General features: G+C 48.9%; 18 protein-coding genes. 8 read left to right on the top strand and 10 right to left on the bottom strand.

The features are described from left to right. Nucleotides 1-30: 30 nt before the first annotated feature. The 4 genes from ABN764_RS25925 (at nt 31) to ABN764_RS25910 (ending at nt 4,458) form a co-directional block, all read left to right on the top strand. Nucleotides 31-597 (top strand): ECF transporter S component, encoded by a 567-nt coding sequence (locus ABN764_RS25925; protein WP_446673512.1) that lies wholly within the window; start codon nt 31-33, stop codon nt 595-597. After that, complete coding sequence (locus ABN764_RS25920; RefSeq protein ID WP_446673511.1) at nt 597-1,631, top strand: P1 family peptidase; 1,035 nt, start codon at nt 597-599, stop codon at nt 1,629-1,631. Before ABN764_RS25925 ends, ABN764_RS25920 begins: the two co-directional genes overlap by 1 nt. Next, nucleotides 1,628-3,382, top strand: coding sequence for a CocE/NonD family hydrolase (locus ABN764_RS25915; protein ID WP_446673510.1), 1,755 nt, complete (start codon nt 1,628-1,630; stop codon nt 3,380-3,382). The genes ABN764_RS25920 and ABN764_RS25915 overlap by 4 nt, the downstream gene beginning before the upstream one ends. A gap of 326 nt (nt 3,383-3,708) precedes the next feature. Further along, nucleotides 3,709-4,458, top strand: a complete 750-nt coding sequence (locus tag ABN764_RS25910; protein ID WP_138189467.1) for an alpha/beta hydrolase — start codon at nt 3,709-3,711, stop codon at nt 4,456-4,458. A gap of 118 nt (nt 4,459-4,576) precedes the next feature. Here the strand turns inward: ABN764_RS25910 and ABN764_RS25905 are convergent, their stop codons facing one another. The 3 genes from ABN764_RS25905 to ABN764_RS25895 all read right to left on the bottom strand — a co-directional run bounded on the left by ABN764_RS25905 (nt 4,577) and on the right by ABN764_RS25895 (nt 6,161). Continuing rightward, on the bottom strand, nt 4,577-5,305 hold the full coding sequence (locus ABN764_RS25905) for a 3-ketoacyl-ACP reductase (RefSeq protein WP_446673509.1): 729 nt from the start codon (nt 5,303-5,305) through the stop codon (nt 4,577-4,579). Between the two features lie 23 nt (nt 5,306-5,328). Beyond that, nucleotides 5,329-5,643, bottom strand: coding sequence for an antibiotic biosynthesis monooxygenase (locus ABN764_RS25900; RefSeq protein ID WP_446673508.1), 315 nt, complete (start codon nt 5,641-5,643; stop codon nt 5,329-5,331). 227 nt (nt 5,644-5,870) lie between these two features. Then, a complete protein-coding gene (locus tag ABN764_RS25895) occupies nt 5,871-6,161 on the bottom strand; it encodes a winged helix-turn-helix transcriptional regulator (protein ID WP_072732098.1) in 291 nt (96 codons plus the stop codon). A gap of 445 nt (nt 6,162-6,606) precedes the next feature. Between ABN764_RS25895 and ABN764_RS25890 the strand changes: the two genes are divergently transcribed. Next, complete coding sequence (locus tag ABN764_RS25890) at nt 6,607-7,125, top strand: NAD(P)H-dependent oxidoreductase (RefSeq protein ID WP_446673507.1); 519 nt, start codon at nt 6,607-6,609, stop codon at nt 7,123-7,125. A 274-nt stretch (nt 7,126-7,399) separates the two neighbouring features. Here the strand turns inward: ABN764_RS25890 and ABN764_RS25885 are convergent, their stop codons facing one another. Continuing rightward, entirely contained in the window at nt 7,400-8,206 is an 807-nt protein-coding gene (locus ABN764_RS25885) for an HAD-IIB family hydrolase (RefSeq protein WP_446673506.1), read from the bottom strand. 63 nt (nt 8,207-8,269) lie between these two features. Further along, complete coding sequence (locus tag ABN764_RS25880) at nt 8,270-8,911, bottom strand: LysE family transporter (RefSeq protein ID WP_065293273.1); 642 nt, start codon at nt 8,909-8,911, stop codon at nt 8,270-8,272. Between the two features lie 104 nt (nt 8,912-9,015). Between ABN764_RS25880 and pdxR the strand changes: the two genes are divergently transcribed. Further along, the gene (gene pdxR / locus ABN764_RS25875; RefSeq protein ID WP_446673505.1) at nt 9,016-10,509 is read left to right on the top strand and encodes a MocR-like pyridoxine biosynthesis transcription factor PdxR; all 1,494 of its coding nucleotides are present in this window, start codon (nt 9,016-9,018) and stop codon (nt 10,507-10,509) included. A 92-nt stretch (nt 10,510-10,601) separates the two neighbouring features. Continuing rightward, on the top strand, nt 10,602-11,450 hold the full coding sequence (locus tag ABN764_RS25870) for an HAD family hydrolase (RefSeq protein WP_446673504.1): 849 nt from the start codon (nt 10,602-10,604) through the stop codon (nt 11,448-11,450). Between the two features lie 7 nt (nt 11,451-11,457). Here the strand turns inward: ABN764_RS25870 and ABN764_RS25865 are convergent, their stop codons facing one another. From ABN764_RS25865 to ABN764_RS25855, 3 genes are all read right to left on the bottom strand, one after another. After that, nucleotides 11,458-12,348: a LysR family transcriptional regulator gene (locus ABN764_RS25865; RefSeq protein ID WP_021255754.1), complete on the bottom strand. Its 891-nt coding sequence runs from the start codon at nt 12,346-12,348 to the stop codon at nt 11,458-11,460. A 26-nt stretch (nt 12,349-12,374) separates the two neighbouring features. Further along, a complete protein-coding gene (locus ABN764_RS25860) occupies nt 12,375-12,728 on the bottom strand; it encodes a DUF4260 domain-containing protein (protein WP_446673503.1) in 354 nt (117 codons plus the stop codon). A 273-nt stretch (nt 12,729-13,001) separates the two neighbouring features. Next, on the bottom strand, nt 13,002-13,085 hold the full coding sequence (locus tag ABN764_RS25855) for a putative holin-like toxin (protein WP_227775197.1): 84 nt from the start codon (nt 13,083-13,085) through the stop codon (nt 13,002-13,004). Nucleotides 13,086-13,509: 424 nt separating this feature from the next. Between ABN764_RS25855 and ABN764_RS25850 the strand changes: the two genes are divergently transcribed. Then, nucleotides 13,510-14,562, top strand: a complete 1,053-nt coding sequence (locus ABN764_RS25850) for a YeiH family protein (protein ID WP_142547031.1) — start codon at nt 13,510-13,512, stop codon at nt 14,560-14,562. A 210-nt stretch (nt 14,563-14,772) separates the two neighbouring features. Here the strand turns inward: ABN764_RS25850 and ald are convergent, their stop codons facing one another. Together ald and ABN764_RS25840 are read right to left on the bottom strand one after the other, a co-directional pair. Beyond that, nucleotides 14,773-15,903, bottom strand: coding sequence for an alanine dehydrogenase (gene ald, locus ABN764_RS25845; RefSeq protein ID WP_446673502.1), 1,131 nt, complete (start codon nt 15,901-15,903; stop codon nt 14,773-14,775). A 185-nt stretch (nt 15,904-16,088) separates the two neighbouring features. Beyond that, on the bottom strand, nt 16,089-17,378 hold the full coding sequence (locus tag ABN764_RS25840; RefSeq protein ID WP_446673501.1) for a PucR family transcriptional regulator: 1,290 nt from the start codon (nt 17,376-17,378) through the stop codon (nt 16,089-16,091). Nucleotides 17,379-17,484 lie beyond the last annotated feature (106 nt).

Raw genomic sequence — 17,484 nt, 5'->3', positions numbered from 1 at the left:
CTTAACACAGATGAACATGGAGGAACCCCTATGAATTCAAATCCAGGTATTCGCAAAATTGTAATTGCCGGTGTTCTCGGCTCTATTGCCATCCTGCTTGGCGTTACTCAATTAGGCTTTATTCCTGTTCCGACCGCAGCGGGCACGGTAACCATTGTACATATCCCTGTCATCGTTGGAGCTATATTGGAGGGCTGGGGAGTCGGCACGGCCATCGGTCTGATTTTCGGCGTTACCTCCTTACTGGAGTCTACCATTCCTTTATTTAAAGATCCGCTTGTCGCGATCGTTCCGCGCTTGTTTATTGGCCTATTTGCTTATTTGATCTATGCTGCGCTAAAGCGAAAAAACGAGTACATTGCCATCGGTGCGGCAGGGTTTATAGGTTCAATCACAAACACGGTACTCGTACTGACGGCGGCTGTGCTTCGCAACTATTTGTCCCTAGAAGTGGCGATTAGTGTGGGGCTTACCAACGGAATTCCGGAGGCGATTGTCTCCGTCATTATTACAACTGCTGTCGTTGCTGGCTGGAAGAAGCTCACGCCGAATCGGAAGCAGAAGGCGAAGCTGCTGGGCGAGGAGGTGGAGGGATAATGAACGGGCAGATTACGGATGTACCTGGTACACGGGTTGGCCAAGCGCATGATGAGGAAGGAATGACAGGATGCACAGTGGTGATCTGGGAAGAGGGTGCGGTATGCAGCGTTGATGTACGAGGCTCTGCACCAGGAACCCGAGAGACCGATCTGCTCCAGCCAACCAATCTCGTGGATCGCATACATGGCATCGTATTGAGTGGTGGAGGGAGTTTCGGTCTCGATGCGGCATCTGGCGTGTCAGACTATTTGGTGGAGAGAAATATCGGATTTGATGTAGGCTACGGGATTGTTCCGATTGTGCCAGCGGCTGTTCTATTTGATTTGTCTGTAGGCAGTCCGAATGCTCGGCCAGATCGTGAAATGGGATACGCAGCAGCATCTGATGCGTCATCGGGAGATGTTGCCGAAGGCAATGTAGGTGCGGGATGCGGAGCCTCTGTAGGCAAGATCGGCGGGTTCGAGCGTGCGATGAAGGGTGGTATTGGAACGGCTTCGATCAAGCTGTCAAATGGGCTGGTTGTAGGAGCGATCGTAGCGGTGAATGCGCTTGGGGAAATTCGAGATCCAGATACTAGAGAACTGCTTGCTGGGCCGCTCAGTGATGAAGGCGAACTTCAAGATGGTGCAAGCCTACACTTGCTGAAGGAGAAGCCATTTTCATTTACAGGGACAAATACGACGTTAGCCATTGTATCCACCAATGCGAGACTTACGAAGACGGAGTTGAAGAAGGTAGCTGAAATGACACATGATGGGTTTGCGCGAGCAATCTATCCGGTTCATACGATGTACGATGGTGATATTGCCTTTGCTGCCTCCACAGGCTCAATCGAGGCCACAGTGGATCTCGTCGGAACACTTGCCGCAGATGTGGTGGCGAAAGCCATTGCAAGGGGAGTTCGCACGGCTGTTCGTGCTGGAGGGTTATTGGCTTACAGAGATTTGGCTTGCGGAGATGTGATTCCGGCTGTCCATAAGAATAAGCAGAATGAAACAGAAACTTATTATGGGGAGGCGACGTTGCAATGAGCACAGCTCATACAACCACAGCCCATACAACCCCCACAAGACTCGCTGTCATCTTTGAAAGGGATGTACCGATTCCAATGCGAGACGGGATTATCTTATACGCCGATATTTACCGTCCAGAAGTAGGAGTCCACCCCGTGCTTCTATTGCGCACCCCGTACAATAAGGAAGATGCACAGACGATGAATTATGCGCATCCATCTTGGTATGCACAGCATGGGTATGTGGTGATTGTCCAAGATGTACGAGGAAGATGGAAGTCGGAAGGTGAGTTTGAGCCTTACCGCAACGAAGCTTGGGATGGTTATGACACGATTGAATGGGCAGCAGCCTTGCCTGATGTGATCCCGAAGGTGGGCACGTATGGATTTTCTTATGCAGGCACGGCTCAGTGGCATGCGGCAACTGCACGGCCTCCGCACTTGGCTTGTATGATGCCCGCGATGACTGGATCGGACGCCTATCAGGGCGGTGTATACCGCAATGGGGCATTTGCCCTTGCCTGCAATCAGTCGTGGATCATGTTCCTTACACAGAACACGGCTAGACGACATGGACGTCCCGAATGGGAGCGGGAGCTGGCGCGCGGGGGTTCTGTCATACACGGCTTGTACAGCACGCTGCCGCTTCAGGATATGCCGCTCATGAATGATGAGTTTGCACCGTTCTATCAGGATTGGCTGCAGCATCCGACACGAGATGAATACTGGAGAGCACTGTCCATCGAAGAGCGATATGATCGCATTGACGTACCCGTCCTACATATCGGCGGTTGGTATGATCCGTTTGTAGATGGAACCATTCGCAATTACGAAGGGGTTCGGCAGCAGGGGGCGATTGAAGAAGCGAGGGAGAATCAATACTTGCGAATCACGCCGTGGTATCACATGCCATGGTCGCGATATGTCAGTGAGCTTGACTTCGGCATTGAGGCTTCGAATCGAGTAAATGAGTGGCAACTGACATGGTTTGATAGGTGGCTGAAGGGGGATGAGCATGCACTGCAATCGTGGTACAAGATTAGCTACTTTGAGATGGGATCGAATCAGTGGAAACATACTCAGACTTGGCCGCCCCCTCAGGTGGAGCTAAGGAAATATTATTTGCATGGAGATCGGGCCAACTCCATAAATGGAGACGGTCGATTGTCGCAGGACTTGCCATCTGTCGACCCGCTGCTTGCAGATACATACATCTATGATCCGCACATACCTGTTCCTGCGCTTGGAGGACGATCGGGTGCAGTGCCCGACCTAACCCCGATGGGGCCGAAGCTGCAGCTAGCGAATGAAGTCCGCAATGATGTGCTTGTCTATACGACAGAGCCTCTTGATAGATCAGTAACCGTTGCTGGAGAAGTTGTCGCTAGGGTGTATGCGGCGACGACAGCAGTCAATACCGACTTCGTTGCTAAATTGATGGATGTCTATCCTGATGGAAGGGCGTATAACATTGCCGAAGGCATTGTACGTACCGCATATCGTAGCTCGTTGGAGCATCCAGAGCCAGTAGTTCCGGGAGAGGTGGTCGCTTATGACATTTCTCTTGGACCAACCTCTATCGTTTTTCAACAAGGGCATGCGATTCGGTTAGAAATTACGAGCTCCTTGTTCCCGACATACGATCGGAACCCAAACAGTATGATCCCGCCTGGGGATGTGACAATATCGGATTTGAAGCTTGCCACACAGACAATATTTCGAAATACGGATTATCCCTCACATTTTATTTTGCCGGTCGTAAAAGGTTGAGAGAAGGCTGCGTTCACGGTTGTTGAACGCGGTCTTTGTTTGTTTATCCTCGGTTTGTGCTTATTTTATGAAGCTTCATATCTCTAATGCGATCACAGGGTGGAATCATAAGGGTTAAACTTCAAGTATCGGCATATATGCTTATTACCTTCTGTTGCTCATACATATGGAAATGGGGTTCTTTTGTAGGTAAGGAATCGATGTTTGATCAACGAGGGGAGAGGGGAACGGCTATGAATCAGGAAATGTATGGGGGAGTTGCGGCAGAGAGCCAGTCATCTTATGCCAATATACAGACACAGGATGCATACGATGGTGCAAGAGATATGAATTGGTGTAGTCCATCCATAACATTTGTGCTCGTTCACGGCTCGTGGGGGGATTCGAGTTATTGGTGGAAGACGGCTGAAGTTCTTCATGGCATGGGGCATACCGTCTATACGCCGAATTTACCAGGGCATGGAATGGATCGGAACAAGAATGTAACCCACGCCATGTATGTGGACACAGTCATTCAGTGTATTATTCATCATCAGCTTACGAATATTGTTCTTGTTGGTCACAGCTTCGGTGGAACGGTGATTAGCAAGGTAGTGGAGCTTGTGCCTGACCGTGTTCGGCGCCTTGTATATATGGATGCATTCGTGGTACGCAATGGATACAGCACGGCGGATGAGATTCCTCCCCAAGGCAAGCAGGAGTGGATTCAGTTGGCGCAGCAGTCATCTGATAATACGATCATGCTGCCCTTCGCTGTATGGAGAGAGACCTTTATGAACAATGCAAGCATTGAATTAGCGTTTCAAATTTATTGTACCGTTACACCAGAGCCTGCGGGGCCATTATTCGAGAAGCTGGATCTGACGGAATTCTATCGTTTATCTATGCCCAAAAGCTACTTGTATTTAACGGATGATACCGCACTTCCGCAAGGAGAACAGTATGGCTGGCACCCTCATATGTCAAGCCGACTGGGGATGTTCCGGCTTATTACAGCGCATGGCGATCATATGACTCCATTCCATATTCATCCGCTTCTTGTAGCGGAGAAGCTTGTTGAGGCAGGACGGGACTAAATGACGAGTGGAAGCTGCACAGATATGCTGGCTTCAGCATAACAAAGGCTGGTCATAGGAGTATTCTCCACGACCAGCCTGCAAGTGCTGCAATGAAATAGAAAATGGATAATTCGAATTACTGTGGATTTGTTGTCCAAATGCCAGCAGTCTTCACGAATACACGTTGTGGAAGCTTAAGAGCCGCAAGTGCCAGTTCCGCTACGTCCTCTGGCTGCATCATGCGATCCTCGTCGCCAATGTTAAGACCTGCATTAACTGCGAGATCTGTATTTACTGTGCTTGGCGTCAATGCAGTCACGCGGATATTGTGCTTGCGCACCTCCTGCATGAGCGCTTCAGTTAAGCCCATCACTGCGAACTTAGAAGCATTATAAGCAGACCCAGTAGCGAAGCCGCGTTCGCCAGCTGTCGAGGAGATGTTAATGATACTGCCTTCATTCTGCTCGATCATCGCAGGCAGCACAGCACGTGTTACATAGTAAGTTCCCATCAGATTAACCTGAATGATACGTTCCCACTCTTGTGGATCCATGTCGACAAGCTTGCCGAATTTCGCAATGCCTGCATTATTGATCACGATGTGGATAGCACCCAGTTGCTCTGTAAGGGAGGCAACAGCGCGGTTTACATCATCTTGTACCGCAACGTCAGCTGTAGCGATTGCGACGCGAATATCATATTTTGTAGTCAGCTCAGCTTGAAGTGCTTCAAGGTCAGCGCTAGTTCGAGCGATGAGACCAAGGTGCACACCTTCTTGTGCCAGCAATTCGGCCAACGCTTTGCCGATTCCTTTGCCTGCTCCCGTAATCAGTGCGGTTTTGTTCGTTAGATCTTGCAATTTCATATTCAATAATCTCCTTCAGATGTTTATACTTGTCCGTTATGACTAACAACAAGCTCATATTTGTTCAAGGAAGCGCCGAGCATGTACTGCTTGCTGTCGCTCGCACCCCGGTGAGATTCGCGGAAGGTATCGCTAGATGTCCAGTTGCGGAACGACTCCTCGTTCTCCCATACTGTACATACCTTCAATTCCTCCTCGCCTTCTTGGCCTGCTCCAAGCCATACCTCCATGCGAATGAATCCGCTCATTTGCTGAACGCCCTTGGCTTGCGCGAATCGCTCTGCCACTTGCTTGCCGAATCCTTCTTGAATTCGGATTGTGTTCGTAACGACTAACATGCTATCGCCTCCTGTGTGCATGATGGTGTTGATGTTCATTTGTACAGATCATATGTCTGCCTCTCTATTATACTCGAACGTATGGACAAGATCACACCTTCGCATTCTATATGCACATTGGAAGGTTGTGGGTGTGAGGTGCATTAGTTAACCGTGGCATAGATCCGAGATACATGCCCCAGGGCCACACAGGCAGGCTCTCTGGGCATGTGCGATATGGGTAGCATTCACTCGTGAGTATCTCCCATCACATTCCATGTGGTTCCCCAGTCCTTCATCGCATCGAAAATAGGACGGAGTGTTAGCCCCATCTCGGTTAGCGAGTATTCAACATGCGGTGGGATCTCGGAGAATACAGTCCGCTGGATAATATGCCGCTGTTCCAGTTCCTTCAATCGGAGTGACAGTGTGCGCGGACTGATCCCGTGGAGCGAGCGCTCCAACTCTCCGAACCGCTTCGTACCGTAGAATAATTCACGCAGTATAAGAAAAGTCCACTTGCCTCCGATGATATTCATCGTATGCTCGATGGGGCAAGCAATGGTTGGAGTTGTCCCCGTAGTAGATTCGTGTTCTAGGTGCTCAAGTATAGTGGCTGGGGAGGCAGTAGATTGTGATGTTCCCTCTGGGCACGGTAAGGTTGTCGTTTGTTCTGAAGTTGACATGTGTATCCCCCCTTGGTGTCTATACTTCATTTAGTATAGTGTAATACGTAAGATATCGCCAATGTGCAGTCGATATGAAGACATCCATATCCATAATGAAATGCTGGGGGAGGATATTCGCTTACAATAGCGGAGTGGAGAATAGGCATCCGATATCTTTCCGATAGCAAACGAACTGAAGAACATGGAGGATTGCAGTTTGTTGGCACTTGCTGATTATGTAATGAATGACTTATGTATGATAAAATAGATGTGATATAAGTGTGATACTTGTTAGAGACAGAAGGAGAGGAATGTCATGAAGGTACTTGTCATTGTTGCACATCCCAACTTGGATGCATCCAACGTGAACCGTGCTTGGGCCGAAGAGCTTCGCAAGCATGATAACATCACCGTACACGAGCTGTATAAATCGTATCCAAATGGACAAATCGACGTCGAGAAGGAGCAGGCATTGTGTGAAAGCCATGATCGTATCGTATGGCAGTTCCCATTCTATTGGTACAGCTCGCCGCCATTGATGAAGCAATGGCTGGACAGTGTGCTTACATATGGCTGGGCATATGGCTCTGGTGGCGGGCGCTTGCGTGGCAAAGAGCTGATGCTGGCTGTATCGACGGGAAGTCCGCAAGAGAAGTATCAAGCTGGTGGTCTCAATCACTACTCCATGAGCGAGTTGCTGAAGCCGTTCCAAGCAACGAGCAATTTACTAGGCATGACATACTTGCCGGCATTTGTGTTCCATGGCGCGATGGGCGCAGAAGAAGCTGCGATTCAAAATGGTGTCAAGGAATATGTATCCTATCTGTTGAAATAGAATGGAATGCAGGTTAGCTTCATATTGGGAATAGGAGTGTCCCATTTGAGGAGATTTTCCGAATAGACTGTTGAAGCCGTTCCAGGCAACGAGCAATCTTATTGATTCTAAGATCTTGCCTGCCTTTGTATTCCATGGCGCATTGGGCGCGGAGGAAGCTGCGATTCAGGAAAGTGCGAAGCAGTATATTTTATATATTGAAATAGGAAGCAGTGTTTATCTTCTATATAGAAAAGACAGCCCCGCTTGCAGTCGCAGGCGGGGCTATTGTCGATTACGAAGACAGAATGGTATCGGAAGAAGCGTCTGAACGGTCAGCAAATATTTCCCCGAACGCCAGCTCTTCAAGCTTAGCAATAATGCGATCTTCGGTATCGTCGCCAACTGGAATGCTGCACGATGCGTGTGGAAGCAGCTTATCGAAGCTGCCAATGGCAACAGCGTATCCAGCTTGCTCGAACATCGGAATATCGTTCATGTCGTTGCCGAAGCAGACGAATTGACCAGGGTTAATCCCGAATGAGCGCAGGGCAGCCATTTTGTTAACTCCAACGTTAGTCATGTCCAGGATGCCTTCCGCAGAGTGATAGTGAAGCGTTGTATTCAATGACTTGAGCTTTTCAGTGAGTTCCTCTAAGCGATTGCTGCCTAGAACAAGAATTTTAATGGTGCTGTGAATTTCGTTCATCGGTACATGAGCTGCCAATCGTAGGGGATCGACATTGAATAGGAAGGGATGTGAATCCTCCAAGTTATGTGCATAGTTCCACTCATCGTCTACGAGATATGAAGCCTCATATTGCTCCAGCAAGCTTATGATTGTATCTGAAGTTATCTGCGGAAGCGGGCTGCTTGCAAGACGTTCTCCCTTGAAATAGGTCATGGCGCCATTGGCACCGATGAGCAGGTTATGGTGAAAGCGTTCATCAAGCACGGGCAGCATATCCCGACACGGGCGGGCAGACGCGAAGCCGACGACATGTCCAGCTTCTTGAATGCGTGCCAAGCAGTCCATAATTGGTGCAGAGACCGGCTGTCCTTTGAATGAAATTGTACCATCGATATCGAAAATGAAGTGCATGTGTGACTGTCTCCTTTGTATGTATAAGATAATCGCTAGTCGATCCAGCGGAAGTGATAGCATTTAAAAGAATGAGAGGGCTTGTTGGACGGCGGAATAGCCGAAATAGATGCCGAAGCCAATAAATACAATCCCTGCGGCAATCGATACGTATTGCATAAGGCGTGGCGTGACGGCTTTGCGGCTGACATGAGTCACGATTGCGACGAACAGATCCCATATGAGAATACCGATAATGATCGCACTGCTGTACAGCAAGGTATCCTGCTTGCCTATTACATCTATGGTTGACGCCATAACCGAGCCGTATATGCCAATCCAGAACACGATGTTAAGCGGGTTGGATAACGCCAGCAAGAAGCCCGATAAAAAAGAAGAACCGACATGTTCCTTCTTGGCATCAGAATCTGTGATCTGTACTGTAGATCTGGCCTCGCGAATACTCTCATATCCAAGATACAGCAGCAATATGAACCCTGCAATCCATAGGATCAGCTTGGCGAGCGGCGTTGTTAGGAACGAGGTGGCTCCATAATAGATAAGCAGCATGAAGATGACATCTGTGCTCATTGCGCCAAGACCTAAGAACCAAGCGTTCCAGAATCCATTTTTTAACCCGGCCTTAATCTGTGCAATGCTGATTGGGCCGACGGGGGCTGAGAGAGACAGCCCGAGTAATACATAGCTGAACCATACGCTAGCCATCTGATCTTCCTTCCTGTCATTACGAAATAATGGTATTATTGTACTGACTATCTGTCCTGTTGATAAGTGGCAGATTTATAGATTTGGATGGGGACAGAGGTGAAATGAATATGCTTGAACTGACACCGCATATCGATGATCATGCAACAGAGCCGAAGTATGCACAGCTGTACAGTTATATTGCGAAGCAGATAGTGAACGGAACTTTAGTAGCGGGTACGCGTCTGCCTTCGATCCGAACACTGGCTGTTCATTTGCAGGTGAGCCGCAATACGGTTGAGGCAGCCTATCAGCAGTTGATAGCAGAAGGGTATGTGGAGAATCGCTCCCGAATTGGCTTGTTTGTCATGCCGATTGAAGGGGATGTGAAGCATGCAGAGAGTAGAGATAGAGGATCTGACCGAGAGCTAGCAGGAGGGTTCACAGAAGAAGTTGAACGAGAGCCGACGCAGCCATTACCAACTTCCGTATCGCTGGAGGACAGGGATGGATCTGATAAGGATGCAGAAATTGAGATTGATTTTCGCCATGGCAATGTAGATAGGGAGAAGTTCCCGTTAATCGTATGGCGGAAGTTAGCGAATGATTTGTTTCGATATAGGCAGGATGAGGCGCTGCAGTACGGACACCGTCAGGGCGAAGCGGGATTGCGCAGGGCCATTGCTCAATATTTGTACCAATCAAGGGGAGTGCGCTGCACGCCGGAGCAGATTGTGATGGGGGCTGGCATCCAGCAGCTGCTCATGCTTATCTGTCAGCTGATTCGCCAAGATACGCGTTCGATTGCGATGGAGGAGCCGGGATATGACGGGGCGCGGGCCATATTCTATCATCATGGCTTCGAGATAGAGCCGATTGCGCTGGAGGCTGAAGGCATATCTGTACAGCAGCTAAGAGAACGGAATGCTGGTGCGGTATATGTAACGCCGTCGCATCAATTTCCACAAGGCATGGTGATGTCTATTGCGAAGCGGATGCAGCTGCTGCAATGGGCGAACGAGAGAGGAAGCATTATTATCGAAGATGATTATGATGGAGAGTTCAAGTACGGTGCGAAGCCTGTCCCTTCACTGCAAGGGCTGGATGGGCATGGTCGGGTCATCTACGTTGGAACGTTCTCCAAGTCTCTGCTTCCTTCCATACGCCTAAGCTATATGGTGCTTCCTCCATGGCTGCTAACGCGGTATAAGCTTGAATTCTCTGCTTATGAGCAGACGGCTTCGAAGCTGCATCAGATGACAATGGAGCGATTCATGACAGAAGGGCATTGGGACAAGCATCTGCGGAAAATGCGCAAGCTGTACCAAGAGAAGCACAGCACATTACTGACAGCTCTAAAAAAAGCGATGGGTGATCGAGTCCGTGTAATTGGTCAGCAATCTGGACTTCACATCGTGCTTCAAGTGAAGCATGAACATCATGAACAGCAATTAATCGAAGCGGCAAGAACTGTTGGTGTCAAGGTGTATCCGACCTCGACTTATCGAATTCAGCAAGGAGAAGACGAGATGCCCTCCTTGCTCATTGGCTTCGGTGGACTCAGTCTGCACCAGATAAGAGAAGGTGTTGAGCGGCTGAGTAAGGTTTGGTTCGGGTAATGGTTTGGCAGCTGCCTACTTATCATAGGAATCTTTATCTTTATATTCATGTTTATTTTGCGCAAGGCAAGGGATAGGGAAGGAGCGAGCGGATGAACAGCTGGGTTACCTTTGATTTAGATGGGACATTGATGCAGAATCCATTTGCTGCATGGATCTTTCCGGAGATTACAAGTGTTGTGCGGGAGCAATTGCAATTGCGTACAGATATCGAAGCGTACGATGACACGAGTTTCGATATGGGGAAGCTTCTTCATGCGGAACATCGGAAGCGAATGGAAGCTGGTGAGACAGTTGCAGCCTACGATTGGGACGATATGGTGGGAGTAGTCCTTGCTGAACTCGGTGTGGCTCCAAGTATAAATATTCAAGTAGAACAACTCGTGCGCAAGCATGCAGAGCCGCCAACGAAGATCTATTTGCTCGAAGAAGGGGTGAAGACCGTTCTGGAGCAGTTGAAGCAGGATGGCTATCGATTGGCGGTTGCGACGAACGGATACTATAAATATCAATATCCTGTGCTCGAGGCGCTTGGCATTGCGTCATATTTCGAGCTTATCGTTACACCGGAGATTGCAGGCGGCGGCAAACCTGATGCACATATGCTTCGTGCTGTCCGTCAGCACGGTACAATCGCTGCCCATGTTGGGGATCGGCTGGATCAGGATGTGTACATGGCGAATCAATCTGGAGCAGCTTCTATCCTGGTGAACCGTAAGCTTCCACAGGAACTGCATCAGCTAGATCCTGAAAAGCGCGTGCATGAACAGATCTTCTTGCCGCTATGCAGCCAGCAGCTTCAGCGGGAATGCCAGAGCTTGCACAGGGAGCTGTTCGGGGATGACGAGTGCATAGTTCTGCCGGAGCAGATTAGACCTGATTTCGTCATCCACAGCATCATAGAGCTTCCAGCATGCTTAGCTGCATTGGCGGCCAGGTGAGATCACATTACCGCATTTGGAAATGCCTTACCTGGTCGATGAACATCGTCATGGCCATCGTGGCAGAAGCGTTATTGTCCTGAAGAATGTGGAACGCTCGCTTGACGCTCTTGCCCTTCACGTGCACCAAGCGCAGATCACCATGCTCTTGCTCTTTGCGAATGACCCAATAAGAGAGCATTGCAATCCCGAGTCCGGCCATGACAGCTTCCTTGACACTTTGACTGCTGTTGAAGACATAGGAACGCTTGATGTGCAGCTTCAGATCGCTCATGAATTGATCACTGTACGCCCTTGTACCCGAGCCTTGCTCACGCAGCACCCATACCTCGTCATGCAGCATGCGGGGCTCGATGGTGGGCATGGAAGCAAACGAATGGTTTGGCGGTACAACGAGCACCATCTCATCCTCCATGAACGGAGTGCCGAGCTGAAGATCTGTATATTCGATTTTGCCTTCTACGAGTCCGATGTCCAGTTCATTCGCGCGTACGGACTGTGCAATTTGCTCCGTATTGGCTACGGTTACTTGAACATCTACGCTCGGGTATTGGCGTGCGAATGAAGCCACGATGCGCGGCAATATATATTCTCCGATTGTGAAACTGGCTCCGATGCGCAGCGATCCGGTCACCTCATCCCGCAGCAGCCCGATATCTTCGCGTGCCGCCTCATAGCGGGCGATCATCTCCTTCGCATGCTTATATAATATCTCTCCAGCTTCGGTCAACTTCACATGCTTAGGCGAGCGGTGGATGAGCTGCACGCCGAATTCCTGCTCCAAGTTGCGGATATGCTGGCTGACGCCAGGCTGTGAGAGATGGAGCAGTTCTGCGGCCCGCGAGAAATTACGCTGCTCCACGACCGCTACATATACCTTCATTGTATCTACGATCATTTGGCTAACGATCCTCCGTTGATTCTTTACTTATATAGTCGGTTAAAATGAGTATCTTTAAATGTTGTCGTGTACTTTAACCCAAATCCAAACATGCGATCCATTCCAATATGGGCCGTCCATATGATCCCCACTGCTAAGAGAGTCTGATTGGATAAGAGGATTCCACACATCATGGTTCCGAACGATACACAGTAGGTATGAAATACATTATAAATAATTGCCCCTGCTTTATTACTTAGTATATATCCGATCATGGATACATCAGGAACAAATAGCAGAACAAAAAACAACAGCCAGCTGAAATGATAGTAATCGTAAAAATAGATGCATCCTAACAATACGGACAACCCTTCTAAATGTAAGATTGCTTTGCTCATTTCCAGTTCATGATCCTCCACTCTTGATGTCGAAGTTATACGTTTACCTGATCATAGCCTGACAGCATAAGGTTGGGCAGAAGCAGTTCTTAAATGATAGGTGTTATATTTCAAGTTGCTAAGCTGCAGCAATCAGGTATAATATGTAATAACAGCGATACAATGAATAAAGGGATCGTGCTACCAACACGATCCCTGCACAACGGCCGCATGTAAGAACGGTCGGCTGCAAAGGCGGACATGAAATAGACCGATACCTTGCTATGGGGCGGTCTATTTCCGTTTATTAAACGATAACAGCATCACGATAAGCGTACCAAAGCTAATCATTAGCGTTAGTGCTTCGAATACTGTCATGGGCATCACCTCCCGTCAGGGAGACTAGCCGACCGCCCTTCATGCCGAATCAGTTGTACTCATGTATCATACCATAATTTTCTACAGTCAGAATATATATTTGAACCTTCATTCGAACACAGTAGTCTAGACTACCCTTAATATAAGACCATTCAAGCACCTCTAAGGACAAGTTCTTATATCGGACGATATAAAGAATGCCTTGGGGGTATTTTTGTATGTAACTTAAGTATGCCTGGCGAATGGTCAATGTCGGACGGCACATAGAGGCACCAAATTGCTCCTTATGTTATAGATAAATATACCGACAATAAGTTTTCCTTATGCTAGGGATTGCATATCCGTATTTCCCCTCACGAGCGAAGCCATATATAGTATTCATCGTAAGCATCAGGTTACGCCTGCTTAGAGACGGGGGATGGATATGAATAACGGGGAAGTTCTTCTGGCCACCAAGCCGAAGCGAAATAAACAATATAGAGGATTTGCGCTCGGCATCGCGCTAACGCTCATTATTGCGGTTGCAGCGAAGCTGCTTGCGGGATTGCCTTTCCTTAGTATTATGGGACAGCTTGTGATCGCCATTCTGATCGGTATCGCGTGGCGTGCTACCATCGGGGTGCCGCAGGAGATTGTTGCAGGAACGAATTTTTCGAGTAAAAAGCTGCTCCGTCTCGGCATTATCTTGCTCGGGATGCGCTTAGACCTTATGGATATAGTACGTGCAGGCCCTAAAGTATTCATGATGGCGGTTATCGTCATTGTATTTACCTTGTCGGTCGTATATGGACTTACGAGATTGTTCAAGGTTGATAAAAGGCTCGGTATATTGACGGCGTGCGGAACCGCAATTTGTGGTGCGGCGGCTGTGGTAGCGATAGCGCCGCAAATTAAAGCCAAGGACGAAGAAACGGCAATCGGTGCAGCGATGGTTGCGATATTGGGCACTATTTTTACATTAGCATATACGTTCTTGTTCCCGGTACTTGGCTTGTCGGATAACGGATATGGGATATTTGCCGGTGCGACACTGCATGAAATTGCCCATGTCATTGCAGCAGCAGATCCAGGGGGCAGCGCAGCGGTCGATATGGCGGTCATTGTTAAGCTTACGCGTGTAGCCTTGCTAGTTCCTGTCGCTATTCTGATCGGCATCTGGTCGTCACGTGAGAGCCGCAAGGAAGCAGGAGCAGGTGCTCGGACGGAGAAAGCCAAAGTACCGATTCCATGGTTCATCCTTGGATTCCTGCTCGTCAGCGGGTTTAATTCACTAGGGATCGTTCCAGAACAAATTGCAGGATATATCGTCATTGCGGCCTACATGCTGATTGCCATGGCGATGGCGGGGCTCGGCTTGAATGTCGATCTTGTCTCATTCCGCAGACTTGGGATGAAGTCGTTCGCGGCGGGATTCATTGGTTCCATTCTGCTGTCCCTGCTAGGCTTTGGGCTGGTGCATGGGTTCGGTTTAGCGTAATGCATAATGAATGAAATACGTAATGAAAGAGGTCAACATGCCAATTAAGCATTGGTTGTTGACCTCTTGTGATTTCTAAGCTTACTTTTATAGGCTGTTCATTTCCAAAAAAATAGACGCCCAATTGCTGAGCGTCCCACATACAGAACATGGAATATGATATCTCCTGAGGGGGAGAGGAAACCCATTTGTTGCCGTACAATCCTGTTACTAAATCACACTTGCATTATGGAGCGCCTCTTCGACAGGCACGTACGGAAGTGCGAGGTCGCGGGCTACAGCTTCGTATGTGATCGCTCCGCCTGCAGTATTGACGCCGCGCATGAGCGGCTGACTGTTCTGCAATGCTCTGCCAAGTCCGAGGTTCGCGATGCTTAATGCGTAAGGAACGGTAACATTCGTGAGCGCCATCGTTGATGTGCGCGGAACAGCACCTGGCATATTCGCGACAGCATAATGAACGACACCGTGCTTGACGTATATCGGATCGTCGTGAGTAGTAATGCGATCAACCGTTTCGAAAATACCACCCTGATCGATGGCGACATCGATGACAACTGAACCAGGCTGCATGGAGCGAATCATCGCTTCCGTTACGAGCTTCGGCGCTTTAGCGCCCGGTATAAGAACTGCACCGATGACCAAGTCGGATTCGGCTACCGCTTCGGCAATATTGAGTGGGTTCGACATTAAGGTATTCACACTCGAGCCGAATAGATCATCCAGCTGGCGCAGGCGATCTGCGTTCATATCGATAATAGTAACATCTGCTCCAAGACCTACTGCGATCTTGGCAGCGTTCGTTCCGACAACACCGCCGCCAATAACCGTAACCTTGCCGCGTCGTACGCCAGGTACTCCGCCAAGCAGGATTCCGATGCCGCCATGCGGCTTCTCGAGGAATTGTGCCCCAATTTGGGCTGACATGCGTCCTGCCACTTCACTCATTGGTGTGAGCAGAGGCAGCGTGCGATTGACTGCAACCGTCTCATAGGCGATTGCAGTAACTTTATGCTCGATTAATGCGCGAGCCAGTTCAGGCTCAGCTGCTAGATGCAAATACGTGAATAAGATAAGCCCTGGGCGGAAGTAACCGTACTCGGATGATAAAGGCTCCTTCACCTTCATAATCATATCGGCCTGTGCCCATACCTCAGCAGCGCTAGGAATGATAGTGGCACCTGCTTGTTCATATGAGGCATTGTCGAAACCGCTTCCAATTCCAGCGTCATGTTCAATGATGACACGGTGGCCGGCTTTATGGAATGCTGCAACACCAGCTGGGGTGAGCGCAACGCGATTTTCATTATTTTTGATCTCCATGGGAACTCCGATAATCATTGCTTATCCTCCTCAAATATCCTGAACCTGTTTGGTTATCCAATTAAAGTATAAATCGTAGCTCTCGCCAGCGCTTTGTCGTCAGCTCCAAAAAAAATACCCTGTCCTTGTGTAATTCCCACAAAGCCAGGGACAATTGCGTATCGGGTAATCGATCGCAGGGAAGGTTGGCAACGGATGACGTGTTACGTAGATTCGTTGTCCTTGTTTATCGTTGCCAATCGATGCAATTTTAATTCCAAAAATAGCGACATCTTCTCATCCATGCTGTCGACATCGACACCGCCGACTTCTGCAATGCGCTTTAATCGATACATGAGGGTATTCGTATGAATATGTAAGGCTTCCGCTGTCTTCTTCACATTGCAATCATAACGAAGAAATTGTTCAATGGTATGCACGAGTCCGCTTAAATGCTCGGCATCATACATGCGCAGCTTCTCTAAGCCTATATGTTGAAAAGTCTGCTGTGTTCCTCGTGCGGCAGAATGTGCAGTATGCTGTTCGATCAATAAGGGCAAATGCCGGTAATAACCGAGCTCGCCATAGCTATGTACAGAATCTAATTCATCGGGGAATGCTTTTTTTAGATTGAGCGTTGTCATGGCTTCTTCATAGCACCGTGATACGAGCAGGAACGAGGAGGATAGAGTGCTTGCTCCGCTGCGAACTGGTGAGGCGCCGAATCGCTGCTTCATATGCAGTATAAGCTGTTGACACGGTTCCTTGTACAGATTGGCAGAGCTATTTACATGTGATGACAGCACGGGCGCAGACATCATAATAAGCCGATCATGATCAATGACATGAAGCAGCATGCGCATATGCTGAGTTGTTTTGAGCGTGTAATGAATGTGACGATATAACTTCTCTTGGATAGGTGTACTGAACTGTATCATCCATATGAAATATTCAGGAGGGAACGAAATGCCGAGTCGTGCCGCATGCTCCCGAATGGCTTGCTCTGAGGTGTGGTGTCCGGTTAAGAGCTGCCAGAAGAAATCATGCTTATGCTGATCCTGGCGTCTGCTGTGCAGCTGATGCTGCATTAACTTGGCCTTGGCAGCCTGAGCAGCTTGTGACAATGTCTGGAGAGCTGTTTCTGGCAGCGATTGTTCACTGTCGAGCACCCATATATAGCCGATAATGTCCTGTTGATGACGGATGGCAACCGCCAAGCGATTACCGAGGCCAACCTCGTCGATATGTTGGATACGTATCGGTTCTAGACTGGACATGAGCCGCTGCATCGTGCCGTCTCTCCATAATGCGCTGATGACTTGCTCAGGGACGCGCCGTCCGATAATTGTTGCGATCCTTGCAGGATCCGTGCCGGGTTGATGCGTGCTGTAGGCAAGCAGCTTATGTCCGGCATCTTCAATTGTGACAGGGCAATGAAGCAGATCACTGACCAAATCCGCAACTGCTTCTAAGCTGTCAAAATGCTGTTCGAACAGCTGGTTCATTTCATTCATGCACATGGCTCCTCAACAGTAGGAAGATCATGACTATTTTAGCATGAAATCCATCTGGCCGACTACATCGGACAAGGTCGAATGACCTACTATTTGCTTGGGGGCA

It is taken from the genome of Paenibacillus wuxiensis (assembly GCF_040195695.1).
Taxonomy (GTDB): domain Bacteria; phylum Bacillota; class Bacilli; order Paenibacillales; family Paenibacillaceae; genus Paenibacillus_B; species Paenibacillus_B suaedae.
The sequence above is the reverse complement of the archived record's forward strand: the minus strand, read 5'-3'. Positions and strand labels throughout refer to the sequence as shown.